This window comes from Desertivirga xinjiangensis, assembly GCF_024436435.1.
In the GTDB taxonomy this organism is placed as follows: domain Bacteria; phylum Bacteroidota; class Bacteroidia; order Sphingobacteriales; family Sphingobacteriaceae; genus Desertivirga; species Desertivirga xinjiangensis.
Genome location: NZ_JAFMZP010000003.1, coordinates 233,131 through 250,346, shown reverse-complemented (window position 1 = coordinate 250,346; position 17,216 = coordinate 233,131). Strand labels below are relative to the sequence as shown.

13 protein-coding genes are annotated in these 17,216 nt (G+C 41.9%); 8 read left to right on the top strand and 5 right to left on the bottom strand.

From position 1 onward, the window contains the following. Nucleotides 1-71 precede the first annotated feature (71 nt). Together gatA and J3P37_RS09290 are read left to right on the top strand one after the other, a co-directional pair. Complete coding sequence (gene gatA / locus J3P37_RS09295) at nt 72-1,505, top strand: Asp-tRNA(Asn)/Glu-tRNA(Gln) amidotransferase subunit GatA (protein WP_256010832.1); 1,434 nt, start codon at nt 72-74, stop codon at nt 1,503-1,505. A gap of 60 nt (nt 1,506-1,565) precedes the next feature. Then, nucleotides 1,566-2,780: a lytic transglycosylase domain-containing protein gene (locus J3P37_RS09290; protein ID WP_256010831.1), complete on the top strand. Its 1,215-nt coding sequence runs from the start codon at nt 1,566-1,568 to the stop codon at nt 2,778-2,780. 33 nt (nt 2,781-2,813) lie between these two features. Here the strand turns inward: J3P37_RS09290 and J3P37_RS09285 are convergent, their stop codons facing one another. Next, nucleotides 2,814-6,083, bottom strand: coding sequence for a UvrD-helicase domain-containing protein (locus tag J3P37_RS09285; RefSeq protein WP_256010830.1), 3,270 nt, complete (start codon nt 6,081-6,083; stop codon nt 2,814-2,816). A gap of 18 nt (nt 6,084-6,101) precedes the next feature. After that, nucleotides 6,102-7,121, bottom strand: coding sequence for a dipeptide epimerase (locus J3P37_RS09280; protein WP_256010829.1), 1,020 nt, complete (start codon nt 7,119-7,121; stop codon nt 6,102-6,104). A gap of 96 nt (nt 7,122-7,217) precedes the next feature. Here J3P37_RS09280 and J3P37_RS09275 point away from each other — a divergent pair, with 96 nt between their 5' ends. Both J3P37_RS09275 and radA read left to right on the top strand, forming a co-directional pair. Next, the gene (locus tag J3P37_RS09275) at nt 7,218-8,186 is read left to right on the top strand and encodes a hypothetical protein (protein WP_256010828.1); all 969 of its coding nucleotides are present in this window, start codon (nt 7,218-7,220) and stop codon (nt 8,184-8,186) included. Nucleotides 8,187-8,226: 40 nt separating this feature from the next. Further along, entirely contained in the window at nt 8,227-9,609 is a 1,383-nt protein-coding gene (gene radA / locus J3P37_RS09270) for a DNA repair protein RadA (RefSeq protein ID WP_256010827.1), read from the top strand. A 48-nt stretch (nt 9,610-9,657) separates the two neighbouring features. On the opposite strand, the gene J3P37_RS09265 is transcribed toward radA, so the two are convergent. Beyond that, nucleotides 9,658-10,794, bottom strand: a complete 1,137-nt coding sequence (locus J3P37_RS09265) for a hypothetical protein (protein ID WP_256010826.1) — start codon at nt 10,792-10,794, stop codon at nt 9,658-9,660. A 322-nt stretch (nt 10,795-11,116) separates the two neighbouring features. Here J3P37_RS09265 and J3P37_RS09260 point away from each other — a divergent pair, with 322 nt between their 5' ends. After that, nucleotides 11,117-12,133, top strand: a complete 1,017-nt coding sequence (locus tag J3P37_RS09260) for a LacI family DNA-binding transcriptional regulator (RefSeq protein ID WP_256010825.1) — start codon at nt 11,117-11,119, stop codon at nt 12,131-12,133. 325 nt (nt 12,134-12,458) lie between these two features. On the opposite strand, the gene J3P37_RS09255 is transcribed toward J3P37_RS09260, so the two are convergent. Next, on the bottom strand, nt 12,459-13,067 hold the full coding sequence (locus tag J3P37_RS09255; RefSeq protein ID WP_256010824.1) for a rhomboid family intramembrane serine protease: 609 nt from the start codon (nt 13,065-13,067) through the stop codon (nt 12,459-12,461). Nucleotides 13,068-13,184: 117 nt separating this feature from the next. Then, on the bottom strand, nt 13,185-13,871 hold the full coding sequence (locus tag J3P37_RS09250; protein ID WP_256010823.1) for a hypothetical protein: 687 nt from the start codon (nt 13,869-13,871) through the stop codon (nt 13,185-13,187). A 93-nt stretch (nt 13,872-13,964) separates the two neighbouring features. Here J3P37_RS09250 and pepT point away from each other — a divergent pair, with 93 nt between their 5' ends. The 3 genes from pepT (at nt 13,965) to J3P37_RS09235 (ending at nt 17,166) form a co-directional block, all read left to right on the top strand. Continuing rightward, nucleotides 13,965-15,218 carry a peptidase T gene (gene pepT, locus J3P37_RS09245; RefSeq protein WP_256010822.1) on the top strand — a complete coding sequence of 418 codons (1,254 nt, stop codon included), beginning with the start codon at nt 13,965-13,967 and terminating at the stop codon, nt 15,216-15,218. A 143-nt stretch (nt 15,219-15,361) separates the two neighbouring features. Beyond that, entirely contained in the window at nt 15,362-16,459 is a 1,098-nt protein-coding gene (locus tag J3P37_RS09240) for a sensor histidine kinase (RefSeq protein WP_256010821.1), read from the top strand. Further along, nucleotides 16,456-17,166 carry a LytR/AlgR family response regulator transcription factor gene (locus J3P37_RS09235; RefSeq protein ID WP_256010820.1) on the top strand — a complete coding sequence of 237 codons (711 nt, stop codon included), beginning with the start codon at nt 16,456-16,458 and terminating at the stop codon, nt 17,164-17,166. The genes J3P37_RS09240 and J3P37_RS09235 overlap by 4 nt, the downstream gene beginning before the upstream one ends. The last annotated feature ends 50 nt before the right edge of the window (nt 17,167-17,216 follow it).

Genomic DNA, 17,216 nt, shown 5'->3' with positions numbered 1-17,216 from the left:
ATTTACCGCATTAATTTCAGGTATTATTGTTCATAATGGTTTCATTTCATAGAAATATGTACCTTCACGGCATGGAAAAGTACACTACGTTAAGCAGCGTACAACAGGATATAAAAGATAGCAAGCTGCATTTACGCCAATTAGTGGAAGCTTACTTGCAGCGCATAGAAGAAAACAAGCATTTAAATGCTTTCGTTGAAGTGTTTGCTGAAGAAGCAAGAAGCCAGGCTGAAATTGTAAATTCCAGGTTGCTTGATGGTACTGCCGGCAAACTGGCCGGTATGGTTATCGGCATCAAAGATTTGATATGTTATCAAAACCATATCGTATCTGCAGGTTCAAAGATTCTTGATAATTATAGATCTGTTTTTTCATCGACCGTTGTAGAGCGCCTTTTGGCAGAAGATGCGGTGATCATAGGCCGTCAAAATTGTGATGAGTTTGCCATGGGTGGCTCTAACGAAAATTCATTTCACGGTCCCGTGAAAAATAACGCAGACAATAGCCGTGTACCAGGTGGATCTTCAGGAGGTTCAGCGGTTGCCGTTCAGGCGGGCTTATGCATGGCTTCATTAGGGACGGATACTGGTGGATCTGTGAGACAACCTGCGGCTTTTTGTGGCGTGGTTGGTTTAAAACCTACTTATGGCAGGGTTTCGAGACATGGGGTTATCGCCTATGCGTCGTCCTTTGACCAGGTTGGCCCGATAACAAATTCTGTAGAGGACGCAGCTTTGCTACTGGAAGTAATTGCCGGTCACGACGAATATGACAGTACTTCCTCAACCCTCCCTGTTCCTGCCTATACTCAGCAGCTCGACTTTTCCGGGAAAAAGAGAATTGCTTATCTGCCCGAAACTTTAACCTCGGAAGGACTAGATCCTGAAGTGAAGGCTCTTACCGAAAAAACGATTAAAGAATTGCAGGAGGCCGGCCACGCTGTAGAACCGATATCTTTTCCTTATCTTGATTTTGTAGTGCCAACCTATTATATATTAACGATGGCTGAGGCTTCGTCGAATCTGGCAAGATATGACGGGGTGCATTACGGATACAGAAGTCCTAATGCTACCGACCTTGAATCGACCTACAAAAAATCACGCTCTGAAGGATTTGGAGCAGAGGTGAAACGCCGTATCTTGCTGGGATCATTCGTGCTAAGTGCTGGTCATTACGATGCTTTTTATGGAAAGGCTCAGAGAGTTCGCCGCGTAATTCGCGAGAAAACCGATGAGATCCTGCAGGATCATGATTTCATTCTTTTGCCTACTACCCCTGGTCCGGCCTTTGGAATCGGAGAGAAGACAGATGATCCGGTTACTATGTATCTTGCAGATATATTTACCGTTCAGGCTTCGTTGGCAGGAATTCCAGCAATTTCCTTACCTTTAGGTGAAACGAAGACTAATTTACCCTTAGGAATACAGCTGATAGGGAAACGGTTTGGTGAGTCGGAATTATTAGCTTTTTCTAAATATATTTTAAATGTAACTAAAAGCCGTTAATTTGGTAGAAAGGGAGACAATTACCAACAATTACCAGAGGCTGTTTAGCCATATTGAAAAATGATGAGAAGGAAAAGAGTATTCGCCCTGACTATTTTAGGGCTTGCTTTAGCAGGTACACCGGTGACCACTAAAGCGAATGTTGATGTCAATGTTAAAAATCCGGTGAAAGCGTCTGCTTTGATCGATCCTTCCGAGTACCGCCGTACTTTGGATGACTTGACGAAAACAGTTCCTTTAACCTATAATGAGCCGGTTAAGAGGATGATCAATTACTACGCGTCATCTCACAAAGCTAAATTTTCCAAAGTTCTTGGACTGTCTGAATATTATTTCCCGATTTATGAAAAGGTATTTAAGGAAAGGGGTGTACCTGAAGAAATTAAATACCTGTCTATTGTTGAATCTGCTTTAAATCCATTTGCCTTGTCATCAGCACAGGCCGGAGGTTTGTGGCAGTTTTTAGAGCCCGTTGGGAAAATATACGGTTTGCAGATTAATGAAACTATAGATGAGCGCCGCGACCCGGTTTTAGCTTGTAATGCTGCTGCTAGTTATCTCTTAGATTCTTATGAGATGTATAAAGACTGGTTGCTAGCCATTGCTTCATACAACTGTGGACGCAACAATATACGCTGGGCAATGGAAAAGGCTCCATCGGCAACTACGTATTGGGAAATACGCCAATATTTGCCTGCCGAAACGCAAAGTTATGTGCCTGCGTTTATCGCTACCGTATACTTGATGAACAATAGTAAAAGACATGGGATCTATCCTGTAAAGCCTGATTTCAATATCTCAACCAGGGAAATTTTCGTTAACAGACCAGTTTCATTATATAGTGTTGCCAAGGCTGTGGGTGTTGAAGCTTCAGATCTGATAGTTTTAAATGCTGCATATAAGAATCAAATTGTAAATGGAAGCGTCGAAAAACCAGGGAAACTGGTTATTCCGGTCATAAAAGATTATTTACATAATGCCTTATGTGACGTGCTAACAAAGCCAGGGAAGCTTGAAGATGAATTGCGTCTGGTATACACTGTCCCTGTGGAAACTAAGGTAGCTTCCGTAGTGTCAAAAAAGACAAGCCCCGGCTCAAATAATTCAAATTATAAGGCTGTTGATACCTACGTAAAGTACAAAGTTAAAGAAGGAGATACCCTGAGCTCTATTGTTGAGCAATTCAACTCTACAGAGGCCGAAGTAAAAGTTTTAAATCGCCTGAAGCAGGCATCAGTAAAACCTGGAATGGTCTTGACTATCATTCAGGGATAAATTAGCTGCAAACATATTCAGAGAAGGCCGTGACTAATTCACGGCCTTTAGTTCTTCCAGATAGCCATAGTATAAATAGGCGCTGACATTCTGATACCCTATTTCAGCCAGCAAACTACGATATTCATTGACTTGAGTATAATGTTGTGCTTTAGGTTCGCCCGTAAATTTAAAATCAATAATGACAACCTCATCCTCTCCTATCAGAACTTTGTCTGGACGATAGCTTTCTCCGAGGCCACTGATAATGGTTTGTTCATTCAGGCTCTCGTAAGGTTTGTCGAGAAGGGCTTTCAATTCGGGATGATGCAAAACACTTTCTGCTAATTTCAAAATCTCACTTTCTTCTGTCTTTCTAAACAAACCTTCCTGATACATTTTAGTCAGTACGGCAGGAAGCTCAGTGACACTGGTCACCCGCGAAAGAAGATCGTGTAAGATAATTCCCCGTCGTCGCTGTGTATCTCCGCTAAGGATATCAAGTTGCTCATAGACTTTTTTATCTGTCAGAGCATCACCAAGCCGGTTTGATAAGGGGTACGATTCAAAACTCCATGTCGTTTCTGAAAAGCGTGTATCATGCAATGCTGATTTATTCCCTGAAACCTGCTTTAGTATAGGCTGATCGATTATAAATGTCGACTCGTCAAACTCTGTGTTCAGATCTGATGCATAATACTTTAGCGTATGGAAGATCAAATCACCTGCAAGGTTAAATTGGTCATCCTTGCCCGCCACCTGTCCGGGGGCTGATATGTAAAGGTGGTTTTTGGTCCTGGTGGTGGCCACATAAAGCATATTAAGGGCGTCCATATAGTTGAATAACAACTCTTCAAAGTATGCTTTTGCAAAAGCTGATTGTCCGAGGCTTTTTTTGTAATGTACCGGAACGCTTTGAAGCATTGCAAAAGGCGTTTGGTCTGTTTCAACCCAAAAAATATTGTTCGCCATACCGTCTAAACTCCAACTGCAAAAAGGTAGCATAACGACATTAAATGCAAGTCCCTTTGATTTGTGGATAGTCATTACCTGAACAGCGTCGGTCTGTTCGCTGGAAGGCAGGGCTTTACGCTCGCCTTCTTCTTCCCACCAGTTCAGGAAAGAAGTGATTCCGCGCTCGCCTTGTTTTACAAATGAGCTGACCATGTCTCGGAAAGCAAAAAGATAAGGCAAATGCATACTCAGATTATTCAACTGGTATGCTGAAATGAGTTGCTCAACAATTACAAAAAGCGGAAACTGTTGCCAGGTTGACCAGTTTTCACATAAGCTGTGCGGCAAAGCCTCATGGAGTTCTCTTACTTCTGTGGAGTTAATTTTTAACCAGATCGCAGAGTCAATAACCCTGTCGTGTATATGATGATAAAGATAAATGCAATTGGCCTTGAATAAGGAGCTCTCATCCCTTTTCGCACTCATTGCATAAAGGGTGTTGACAATCAAACGTATAGCAGAGTTGTTGGCTATTAATAAAGCTTCCCCTGAAATAACCGGGATATGATTTGCTATCAGGTATTCGACCGTTTCCCGGGCCTCTCTGTTACTCCGGACTAAAATGCAGATGTCGCTGGGAGCATATCTTGGTTCGGCTTTATCGAGCCAGGTGATTAATTTGTCTTTGACCGATCTTAAAGCACCTTCGCGGGTTTCAGAAGCTCTGGTCCGGTTGTCTTTCGCTTCAATGAATTCAACTTCAATTGTTCCTCCGGAGGGCGTAGATTCCGCTTTATTCTGATGGCTTTGACTGTAAGCATTCCGGATAATTTCATCGTAGCCTTGAGCTGACCACCAATTTTGGAAGAAATCTGCCCCTCCGTCCTCATTTACTTTTGCGTTTATATGATTTTGTAAATATTGCGGAGAGTATTTAAACAGGAAGTTATTAAAGTCGATGATGTTAGAGGCACTGCGATAGTTCTCCTGCAGGCTATCGTCCATAACCCTTATGTCGCCCAGATGCTTTTTGGCATGGCTATGTAATATACGCCAGTCGCCATTCCTCCACCGGTAAATAGATTGTTTAACATCTCCTACGATCAGGTGGTCAATAAGTTTCCCATTTGCTTCTGCCATAGCGTTTCTGAGAAGCGGAAGGAAATTGTCCCATTGAAAAGAAGATGTATCCTGAAATTCATCGAACAAAAAATGTTTGTAGCGATTACCCATCTTCTCCCATATGAATGAGGGGTTATCACCTTGTTCTACCGTAATGCCCTTTAATAGGTTCTGCGCGTCACTTATTAGTAAAGTGGCATTTTCCTCCCTGTATTCTTTCATCAGGGCCGCCATTTCCTGCATTAAGCGAAGATAGTAGAGGTTCGCATCCAGGGCTTTTGCCATTTGGTATTGGGGCAGTTGCTCAAGGTAAAAGTTGGAAAGGTCTGCTATTACTGGGTTCAACAGTTCAAAGAGAGAAGCTGCATCTGCGCTTAAGCCTCCCTTCTGCCACTCCTCCGGTTCATTGATCATCTTTTGAAGCCCCGTGATTTTGGCATAATCTCCGTCGGCTATCTTGATCAGATTGTTGAGGGGATTGCGGGATTTGCCCTTTAGCTGATCAGGCAGTACTCCTGATTCCTGGAAGATTTTTACCGCCTGGCGTGCTTGCTGTGTTACCGAATCTTCAAAGAAATCAAGCATGCCTTTTGTTACTTCCTGGAGATCTTTAAATAAGCGCTCAGGTTCGTGCGACTTCATCGCATTTTCAAAGGGCTGATAACGCTCTTTAAAGATCTCACCTGCTAAGCCGAGAAGTGTATCACGGTAATTCCAGCTTTTATTGTCGCGCACCCGTTCAAGCGCCAGGTTGATTATCCATTGCAGTAATTCGGGCTTACGCTCAAGCTGTTCATTTAGCTTTACCGCTAGTTCTTTCTTGACCTTGTCGAGGTTCATCTCAAGCTTATACCCGGCATCGAGGCCTAGTTCAAAGGAGAAACTACGGATTACTCTTTGCACAAAACCATCGATGGTATTTACGGCAAAGCGACTGTAGTCATGGAGAATGCGGCGATAAATTGCATAAGCCTTAATCTTTAGCGTCTCTGAATTTAAATCGGGATGTGCTTGCAGTATAATGTTCCGGAATGTTTCAACGTTTCCCCCTCCTAAGGCAAGGTTTCGGAGCACTTCGAGGATCCTTGACTTCATCTCTTCGGTTGCCTTATTTGTAAAGGTTACAGCCAGGATTTCCCGATACTTCGTTTCGGTAGTAAACAACAGGGTCAGGTAATGTGCAGTAAGACTGAAAGTTTTTCCGGAACCAGCCGAGGCCTGAAGGATTTTAAGAGGTTTGTGCTGCATAGCAAGGAAACGCCAAAATTAAAAATTATTGTCAGGGATACCCAATCCCGGGTGGTTATTAAGGAGCCATTTACCGTCTTTAAAGGCTGGACTGTCGAAAGGATTGTTATTCGTTAGAAAAGGACCATCAAGATCAGCCCAGTCGCAGAGGGGAGCCAAAGCAATTCCCGCAGAAGTGGCTACACTGGTCTCGCTCATGCAGCCAATTAAAACTTTCATATCGTATTCACGCGCCTTTTTTATCATTTCAAAGGCTTCATTCATGCCTGCACTCTTCATTAACTTGATGTTGATTCCATGATAGGCTCCTTTGATTTTGTCGAGACCCCGCAGACGTTGTATTGCCTCATCTGCCAAGATGGGGATGGGGCTTCTTTCTGTTATCCAGGCATTTCCGTCAAGATTGTTTTTATCCATCGGTTGCTCCAGAATTTCTACCCCTTTGTCTTTAAGCCAGAATATAAAATCCAGCGCCTCTTCTTTATTGGCCCAGCCCTGATTGGCATCGGCATACAAAGGTTTGTGGCTCACTGTCCGGATGGTTTCAACCAGCATTTTATCGTCATCTGAACCCAGCTTAATTTTCAAAACCCGTGCAAATTCTGCCTCTTTTATTTTTTTTACAATGATTTGGGGGGAATCGATACCAATAGTCACGGAAGTGACAGGCATGTGATCCGGTTCTGAACCGAAAAATTTAAAGCAGGGAATACCGGTGAGCTTTCCCTCCAGGTCATGTAAGGCAATATCGATTGCTGCCTTTATCGCCGGATTGCCATCAGAAAGTCCATCTAAATAGATACTGAGTTCGGTATAATTAAAAGGAGGTCTCATCCAGCTCAAATCTACTTGTTTAAGAAACTGCGAAGCTGTTTCAAAATTCTCACCCATGTAGGGTACCATAGAGGCCTCTCCCAGTCCTATATGCCCCCCGTGAAGAACTTTTAACAGTATTAAAGGAGTATAAGTCCGGGAGAACCCGGATATCCTGAACGGATATTTAAGTTCCAGCTGATAGGGTTGATAAGAGATTCTCATAATAAACGCTGCTATAAATATAGCCCATATCACGTCAGTGTTAATTTGTTTTTGACAATAAAGGAGATCCGACTTCGCTTTGTACCTTTGCAGGCGATGAGTAGTCCTCTTTTTCGACCCTTCGACAGATATAATTTTAGTGAAAGTGTCTGTTATTTGACGGGAAATCCCGCAGTTTCAAAAATCACTGTTTTTCCGGAATGGTTGATAAAGCAGTACAAGCTTGAAGATAAGCCCTTCAAAATGCTGGATGAACGGATCCTTACTTACCGTGACATTACTGTGCCGGCTTCAGAAATAGCTATAGCTAAACTCGAATTGCTGGAAATAGAAATCCGGAATGCATTTAATTGCGGGTATGAGGCAGTGACGCAGCTGGATGAATTGAAACTGTTTCAATGGATGGCCAAACAGGTGTATGGTATAATCCATTGGGAAGTTCGGGCTGGAATGCGGCAGCAAAGAGCCGTCGGCGAAGAATTTAATTTTTCTCAGTCAATAGCGCATAAGTTTAGCAATCTGCATATTATGTTGCAGTCGCTGGTGCAAAACACGGAGTTTGAGGGCGTTTTACCATGGAGTATCAAAGTTTTCCCCCTTAAAAGCGCACCGGAAACTTTCAGTTACCGGGACGAGATAAATACATTGGTTTTCTCATTAAAGATGAACGACTTTGGAATTGTGGCCTGTTTGCAGGATAATGGCGAGAGCCTTATTTATCATAAGCCTGTGCTTGATAAGATTGGCAATCACATTCTTCATCCTATACAATTTGAGGAGATCTGCGCAAGATTTTTTTATTCTGCGTACCTATTCAATCGCTTGCCAGAATATACGGTATTATCTGCAAATGGGACAACATATATAGATGCTATGCCCTTGAGGATCAGCAGCAGGCCGGTTTATGATACCTGGCAAGGCAAAACTTATGGGCAAGTGCTGGAGAATTTTTGGAAGGCATGGGGCTTTACATTGTTTGAGATTATTAAAAACCCCGATCATCCTATGAGCTTCCTGCTAAAAGAAGGGAAGGACTTTAACGAATCTGTGGACCTGCCCCTGTAATAGCTGAACCATTTTTACAAATTAGAATTATCTTTACTGAATGGCTAAATCCAAATCGGCATATTTTTGTCAAAGTTGTGGTTATGAATCGGCAAAATGGCTGGGTAAATGTCCAGCCTGCAATCAATGGAATTCTTTTGTTGAGGAACTGATACAGAAGCCCGCGCCAAATGTTCCGGATTGGAAACCAACAGGTAAACTGAACGCCCGGGTTGCCAGGCCAGCTGCAATCCATGAAATTGTATATTCTGAGGAGAACAGACTAATCACTCCTGATAAGGAGTTAAACCGGGTTTTGGGCGGAGGCGTTGTGCCTGGTTCGCTTGTATTGATAGGTGGTGAACCCGGAATTGGAAAGTCGACGCTGATGCTGCAGGTTGCATTAAATCTGCCTGGACTCAAAGTTTTGTATGTCTCCGGAGAAGAGAGTGAACACCAGATCAAAATGCGGGCGGAACGTATTGTACCCTCTGGTGGCAGACCAGAAACATATATACTTACGGAAACATCTACACAAAACATCTTTAAACAGATAGAGCAGATGGAGCCCGAAGTTGTAGTGATAGATTCCATTCAAACTCTTCACTCATCATTTATAGAATCAACGCCGGGAAGCGTTTCACAAGTGCGGGAATGTACAGCAGAGCTTCTTCGCTTTGCTAAAGAAACATCCACGCCGGTGTTTCTTATCGGCCATATTACAAAGGATGGGACAATTGCCGGACCGAAGATATTAGAGCATATGGTGGATACCGTTTTGCAATTTGAAGGCGACCGGCACCATGTTTACCGTATCTTACGGTCTGTAAAGAACAGGTTTGGTTCAGCCTCTGAGCTCGGTATTTATGAGATGCAGGGAACTGGTTTACGTGAGGTTTCAAATCCTTCAGAAATTTTACTTTCTCAAAGAGAAGAACAATTAAGTGGTATTACTATTTCTGCGATGTTGGAGGGGCTGCGCCCTATGCTGATCGAGACACAGGCATTGGTAAGTCCGTCGGCTTATGGAACCCCACAACGCTCGGCCACTGGTTTTGATACCCGAAGGATGAATATGCTGCTGGCTGTTCTTGAGAAACGTTGCGGCTTCCGTTTGAGTGCTCAGGATGTGTTCTTAAATATCGCCGGGGGCCTGCGCGTTGAAGATCCTGCCGTAGATCTTGGTATTGTTGCAGCAATCATCTCTTCTCATGAAGATATAGCTATATCGCAGCATGCCTGCTTCGCAGCTGAAGTGGGGCTGTCGGGAGAAATAAGAGCTGTCAATCGGGTGGAACAGAGGATTGCAGAAGCTCAAAAACTCGGTTTCGAAGCCATCTATATATCTAAATATAATCAAAAAGGACTCGATCTGAGCCGCTACTCTATAGAAATTAAGAGCGTAGCGAAGATTGAGGAAGTGTTTGAAAATTTGTTTGGATAATAACCTGTGAGATTTTTACGATCTCACAGGTTATAAGTTGTAAAGGATCTACCTGACTAAGAATTTTTTGGATATTGACTCTGATGATGTCTTTAACGAGGCGATCAGTACCGAAGAGGGATACTCGCCCTTCAGAATGATTGTATTTTTGCCTTTGTCGAGTTTCACCTCCTTGTTCTCAATTGTTTGACCCGAAAGATTGCTGAGGATAAGCTGCCCTTTTGTGGCTGTGTTTGAAAAAATAACCAATTGCACTCCGCCATTGACGGATGATAATCTAATATCGGTAGGCCTTGCTGCTGAACTGGCTGTAACTATTTTCGACTTTGCGTATTTGCCGTCGTGGTCTCTCTGAAGCAACTGATAATAGTTGATCCCCCCGGATGGAGAGTAGTCGGTAAAAGAGTATGACTTCTCTGTAGTGGAATTACCCGCAGCGTCTACTTTGCCAATCGTAGTAAAGGTTTTACCGTCAGAAGACCTGAGAATCTCGAAATCTTTTGTGTTCTCTTCCAAAGAAGTAGTCCACTTCAGCTGGATACTTGCTATCAATGACTGAGCTTCAAATGTTTTCAATTTAATTGGCATTGTTTGAATATCCGTGTGAATCTTCAGATCATCTATCATCCAATTAACTTCACCGGCTGTTGGTGGTGCGGTGAAGTTAAAGCCATATAACCTCAGGGTGATCACTTCATTTGCTGCCCCAACCAATGAGAATGCTGAGCTTTCGAGCTCCCATTCGTCTGTATTTAAGCCTCCCGCCCCAAAATCTTCGCCATATGGTCCTAATGATGAACTGACATTGCTGGTTCGAACGCTCCAGTTTGTAGGGCCTAGTCCGCTGCTTTTTGCTGCAAAGGATATACCAGCGAGCACAATTGAATTTCCCGGTGCGGGAGTGAGCGAAATCTCGAAATAAGTGCTGTTATTTTTGTCAAAGCCGCCTTCTTTTGCAGATGCCGCTGCTGCCTTTCCGCCGGATGCTCCGTCGTATCCGGAAGAGCTTCCGTCAACAAGCAGCTCCGTCGATCCATTATTATTGTGCAATGTTATGGGACTAACTGTAATATTGGGGCTTTCACCATTTGAGGATGTTACCGTAGCGGTTTCGAAGTTCCAGTAGTGCTGGGCCTGTACATTGACCGCTGTAAAGCAGGCGATCAGAAGTAGAATTTTTTTCATAGATAAGTATTTAATGTTTTACACAAATCAACATAAAATATATCACAACTCGATTTACAGTTTTGTTTCATTTAGGTTAACGAAAATTTACAATTTTCAAGTAATCAACTTGTTATTCATTTCTCTATACTTAATATTAGTAATACGACTTGAGAAGCCTGTGAATTGATCGTGAATTATAACCACATCAGCTCGGAGTCGTGTACAAGATTTCAAGGTGGTGGTCATTAAGGACATTGGAACTAGAAGTTGATGCAGCAGAAGCGATGGTATGATTATTAAATAGGTTTTTTTTGTTACTTTCGAGATGTTAAGCTAGCTAATGAAGTTTGAAACAATAACCATAAAAGACATTGCGAAAGCGTTAGGGCTATCTACATCTACCGTTTCAAGAGCCTTACGGGGTGGTTATGAGATAAGTGATGAGACCAAAAGGATAGTTTTAGAGTACGCGGAGAAGATAAATTACAGGCCTAATCCTATTGCCTTGAGTTTAAAGGAGCGCCGGAGCTATTCGATCGGTGTAGTTGTGTGCGAAATAGCAAATAATTTCTTTTCACAAGCTATAAATGGCATTGAATCTATAGCATACGGAGCCGGCTATCATGTTATTATTACACAAAGCAATGAATCCTACGAAAGAGAGATCAGCAATGTTCAACATTTAGCATCCCGTTCCGTGGATGGTTTACTCATTTCTTTATCTTCTGAAAGCGCAGATAATTCCTATATAAAAAACCTTCATGATAAAGGTCTTCCGATTGTGTTCTTTGACCGGGTTGCCAAAGAAATTGAGACTCATAAGGTAATAGCAAATAATTTTAAAGGCTCATTTGAAGCAACGGAGTATTTAATAAAGTTGGGACATACAAAAATTGCTCATTTTACAAATCCGGAGCACCTGTCTATTACCAGCGAGAGGTTAGATGGTTACCGTACTGCTTTAAATAAATATAACATTCCGTTCGACGAAAGGTATGTGAAGTATTGCCAGCATGGTGGAATGATTCAAGAGGAGTTAGACAACGCCGTAGGCGAACTGCTTAACCTGGAGGAGAGGCCCCTGGCAATTTTCGCAGCACAGGATAAATTAAGTACAGGATGTCTGATGGCTTTTAAAAACCACGATCCAGAGTTTGCATCGAAAATCAAAATTGCAGGTTTCACAAATTCGGGGGTGGTGGATCTGTTTAGTCCTCCAATAACTGCAGTGAGGCAGCCTGCTTTCGAAATGGGGCAGGTGGCCACACAATTGCTGATAAAACTGATCGAAAGTAAATACCCGGTAACGGAATTTGAAACCAGGATGCTGGACACTGAACTGATCATCAAACATTAAATAAAATCGACAAACGGGCAAATCCAGACGTCAAAAACCTATCCGCATTTTATTTGTCCTATCCCGATGTTTATCTACAAGTTTGCATAGTTAGTCTAAAGTTTTTTAGGAGAATCTAAATAAGTTGTTCATTTGGTTTTATAAACAAATGATCATGAAAAGTTCTGATAACGCTATATCTCCTTTTATTGTATTATTGATTCCAATACTGTTTATGACCTGCTTGCTGACACTCAATGCGGATTCGAGAGAAACTGTCAGGACTGACGCAGCTGCTTGTTTCAAGCTTCCGGAATTCAGAGTAGTATTAAGGTCTGTTTTTTGATCAGGATGTTAGCTGGGTAAAAAAATGGCTGATAACCCAGGGGTCAAAAATAATGGTCACTATTATTCCTGCGATTGCTCCAAAAAAATGTGCGTCGTGATTTATATTACTTGACTGCTTGGAAGCATAGGCGCTGTACACCAGGTATAAAACTCCGAAAATCACTGCGTTTATCGGAATAGGAATTAAGAACAAGTAGAATTCAGCATCCGGGAAAAATAGTATGTAACTAAATACAACGGCTGAAACAGCGCCAGAGGCCCCAAGGCTATTGTACCAGAAATGGTCTTTATGTTTCAGGATAGTGCTCAAATCGCTTAATGCAAGGCTTACCAGGTAGAGGATGCCAAATTGCACCGATCCAATCTGCTTTTCAAGCGTAAATGCAAAAAAGTAATAAGAGAGCATGTTCATAAAGAGATGACCCCAATCCTTATGAATCAAGCCGCTGGTGAAGATTGAATAAACCCTTTCTCCCCTGCTTACGCTGTACGGGTGGAGCATGAACTTTCCATAAATTTGAGGGTTGGAAAATGCATATAAGCTGGTAATTATAGTAAATAAGAAAATTATACTGGCAACCGGTGTCTCTCTTAAAAAGTGCTCCATCAAATCTGTGACAATGTTTTAAAACGTATAAAGCTATCAACATACTAAGATTAGTATATTGATAGCTTTATTTTGTAAGGGTAAGGTACAATTATTACGCCATTACTGAAAATATTTTTAATACAAGCCTTCTGGTCCAAAACAGATTTTTATCCCGGCAGAAAACACACTGTAAAAATCAGGATATTGATTCTTGAATTTAGCTGCAGAGTCATTATATCCGTCAAGTCCTTCGCCCATAGTAACATTCATCTGATAGTTTAAGTTCAGGATATAACGTGTATAGCCCCAGCGGTCTAAAATATTAAAATTGATACCTGTGTTGATGGGAACCACGATATTACTACTAACATCATCGCCAGCAAAGACATGATTGTCTGTCGACCTGATCCTTACATTTTCAGTCATCTTATTTTTAATGATACCGACACCTGTACCAACATACAAACCGCGGATAGCATACAGTAAATTACTGCTTTCAAAGTCGACAAACTGGCCAAGCTGTGCTTTACCATTCACCGTGAAGGCCATATAGCTGTTTTTAAAAAATCGCAAATGGGGGTCATTGATACTGTCTCCTCCACTAAGGGTTCCTTTTTGCAGCTCAAATCCAATAGACGTAAAGGGCGTTAAATGATAGTCGAGATTGCCGATAATAGTTTGGTTCGAACGGGTCTTTTCCAGATCGGCAAAAGCTGTGTTTATACCCAAACCAACACCTGCGCTAAGGCGATAATAGTTATATTGGCCGGAAACGTTTAATACAAATAAACAACCGATAATAATGAGTAAATACTTTCTCAAAGCTGTGAAATTTAAAATTCGGAGTAAATTAAGTTAAAAAAGATAAAATTTCAAATAAATAATTGTTAAATCGTTACTCAAAAAGTAAATTTAATGGAAAGTTTAAAAAAATATCATTTTACATGCGTCGACCGCTTTTTACAATATGTAACAATTGATACACAGTCAGATCCATATTCCGGTACCTACCCTTCGACGGAAAAACAAAAGAATCTTGGGAAAATATTAGTTGAAGAGCTGCTGGCGATGGGTATTAAAGATGCTGAACTGGATGACTATGGCTACGTTTACGCATCTATTCCTGCAACGAGCGGGAAAGAGGTTCCGGTGATTTGCTTTTGCTCTCACATGGACACCTCTCCGGATTGCAGCGGTGAATCCGTCAAGCCTGTCATCCATAAGAATTACCAGGGGCAAGACTTAATATTACCTGATGACAATAGCCAGGTAATCAGGAGAAAAGACCATCCAAAGCTTAATAATCAACTGGGTAATGATATAATTACAGCGAGTGGAACAACGCTGCTAGGAGCTGATAATAAAGCAGGATTGGCCGAAATTATGGATGCAGCAAATTTTTTAGTGAATCATCCTGAAATCAAACATGGTAAGATCCGATTATTATTCACTCCCGACGAAGAAATCGGCAGAGGTGTTGATAAAGTAGATTTGCGAAAGCTCGGCGCCGACTTTGCTTATACGGTAGATGGAGAAGCAAGAGGATCAATAGAGAATGAGACTTTTTCTGCTGACCATGCCACCTTGAAAATAAAGGGTGTAAGTGCTCACCCGGGATTTGCTAAGGGGACAATGGAAAGTGCAATCAAGATTGCTGCAGAAATAGTAGCCGCTTTACCTAAAGACAGGTACTCTCCGGAAAGTACTGCAGGAAAGGAGGGCTTTATGCACCCAGTCTCTATCAGGGGGAGTGTTGAAGAGGCGACTGTGGAGTTTATTTTGCGCGACTTTGACGAGGATGAACTTAACAGGCTGGAGCAAATCCTTTCGGCGATTGCGACTGAGATATTGGAGGGCTATCCTAATTCATCTTTTTCTATTAAGGTGGATGCTCAGTATAGAAACATGAAAACGGTATTAGACACTTATCCGCATGTTATCGAATATGCCAGGGAAGCGGTTAAAAGGGCAGGCATGGAGCCTTCACTCCAAAGTATACGGGGCGGAACTGATGGGTCCCGCTTGTCTTTTATGGGCTTACCATGCCCTAATATTTTTGCCGGCGAACATGCCTTTCATAGTAAACATGAATGGGTTTCGGTTCAGGATATGCAAAAAGCTGTTGAAACAATTGTGAATCTTGCAGTGATCTGGGAAGAAAGGGCTTAATGCTCCTCAGCTTTACTTCTTGCGCGGCTTTGAAGTGATTGTCAATACCATTCAAAGTCGCGCTTAAATAGCTGTTCGTCTAGTATTCAGAAGGTTTGAGCTCATTTTGTGGAGGAAAAGGATTCCAGGCTTATTTTTGTAAAATGGCTATTTCCAATCAGCAACTAAAATTTCTGAAACCGTTGCTCCATGTTCTCTTCTGGATGCTGCTTTTCTTTTTACCTTATATTGTCAGGTTGGCAAGTACAGGCTCCCGACTATCGGAGACCATGCAAAACAGAATATTTTTAAGCAACCTGGTTTTGATTGCGTTCTTTTATCTGAATGCCTATCTTATTTATCCCAGGGTTTATAAAAAGAGAGGATGGGCGCTTTATATTCTTAGTCTTTTTGCAGCGGTCTTGCTTTTTATTCAGTGCACATCCTATGTAGAGCACCGTTTTTTTCCAATGAAACGGAAAGCTGATTTTGAAAGGAATGCTGAGAAGTTTCAAAGCTCAAAACAAGACCAGCTGCCGCCAAAGCGGTTTAAAAGGACGAACGTTCCGTATTTCTCCCTATTTCCCTATGTGTTTATAATTGGTATCAGCATAAGTTACCGTATCATACGGGACTCGTCCCGACAAGAAAAGGCAAGAAAAGAGCAAGAAAATGAACACTTGAAAACTGAGTTGAGTTTTCTCCGATCCCAGGTAAGCCCGCACTTTATGTTCAATGTGCTTAATACCCTGGTCTCTCTGGCAAGAAAAAAGTCAGATATGATGGAACCGTCCTTAATTCAGCTTTCTCATTTGATGCGATATATGCTCTATGAAAGCAACGATGAGCGGATTAGTCTGGAAAAGGAGGTTGAGTATCTGCGAAGTTATATCGACTTACAATTATTGCGTTTTGGAGATGATCTTGACATCCAGGTAAATATTGGGCAAGACCTGGAGGGATACGAAATTGAACCCATGCTCCTTATATCATTTGTAGAGAATGCCTTTAAGCACGGTATAGGTATGGTGCCTAATCCTTTTATAAAAATTATGCTCGAAATAGACCATTCCAAAAACTGGCTGGAGTTTGAAGTGCAAAATTCGATGGATTTTTCCGGGGGAACAAGAGATAAAAGCTCGGGCATCGGACTGGCTAATATGAGGCGGAGGCTTGATCTTTTATACAACGGCAGTTATAAACTTGAAACTGTACAGAATGATGATACATTTGTATCACGACTGAAACTTTTATTGAAATGATTCGCTGTTTAGTAGTTGACGATGAGAGGTTTGCCGTTGAATTAATGGAAGACAACATCAGGCAGGTATCTTTTCTGGAGCTGGCCGGTACCTGCCGGAATGCTATGGAAGCTCTTACTGTTTTAAGTGGGAAACAGATAGATCTTATTTTTCTGGATGTTCAGATGCCCGGGCTTTCCGGTTTGCAATTTTTGAAGAGCTTAAGTAATCCGCCAATGGTAGTCTTAGTAACCGCTTATGAAAAATATGCGCTCGACGGCTTCAATCTCGATGTGTTGGACTATCTGGTGAAACCCTTTTCCTTTGAGCGTTTTATTAAAGCTTGTAATAAGGCCCTTGAATTGTTTAACCTTAAGAACCCTCATCAGGTATCTGCGGGCTCCGGATCTAGTGACTTTTTGTTTGTGAATGCAGACTACTCACTGGTAAGGATCAATATTAGCCACATACTTTATATTGAGGGTCTAAAAGATTATATAAAGATTTACTTAGCTGATAGTGATAAGCCGGTAATAACCCGACTCAGTATGCGTTTCATGGAAGAGAAGTTACCTGCAGGGCGGTTTATGAGAGTACATAAATCCTACATAATCTCATTGGAGAAGTTAGTGGCATTTAAAAAGAACCGCGTGGTGATACAATCGACCGAAGTTCCTGTAAGTGATAACTATCGTGAGAGCCTCCTTCTTTTTATGGGCCAGTCGTAGAAATAGACAAAAATAGTCGATTCGTCGCTTTTATTAGCCTATAAGTATCT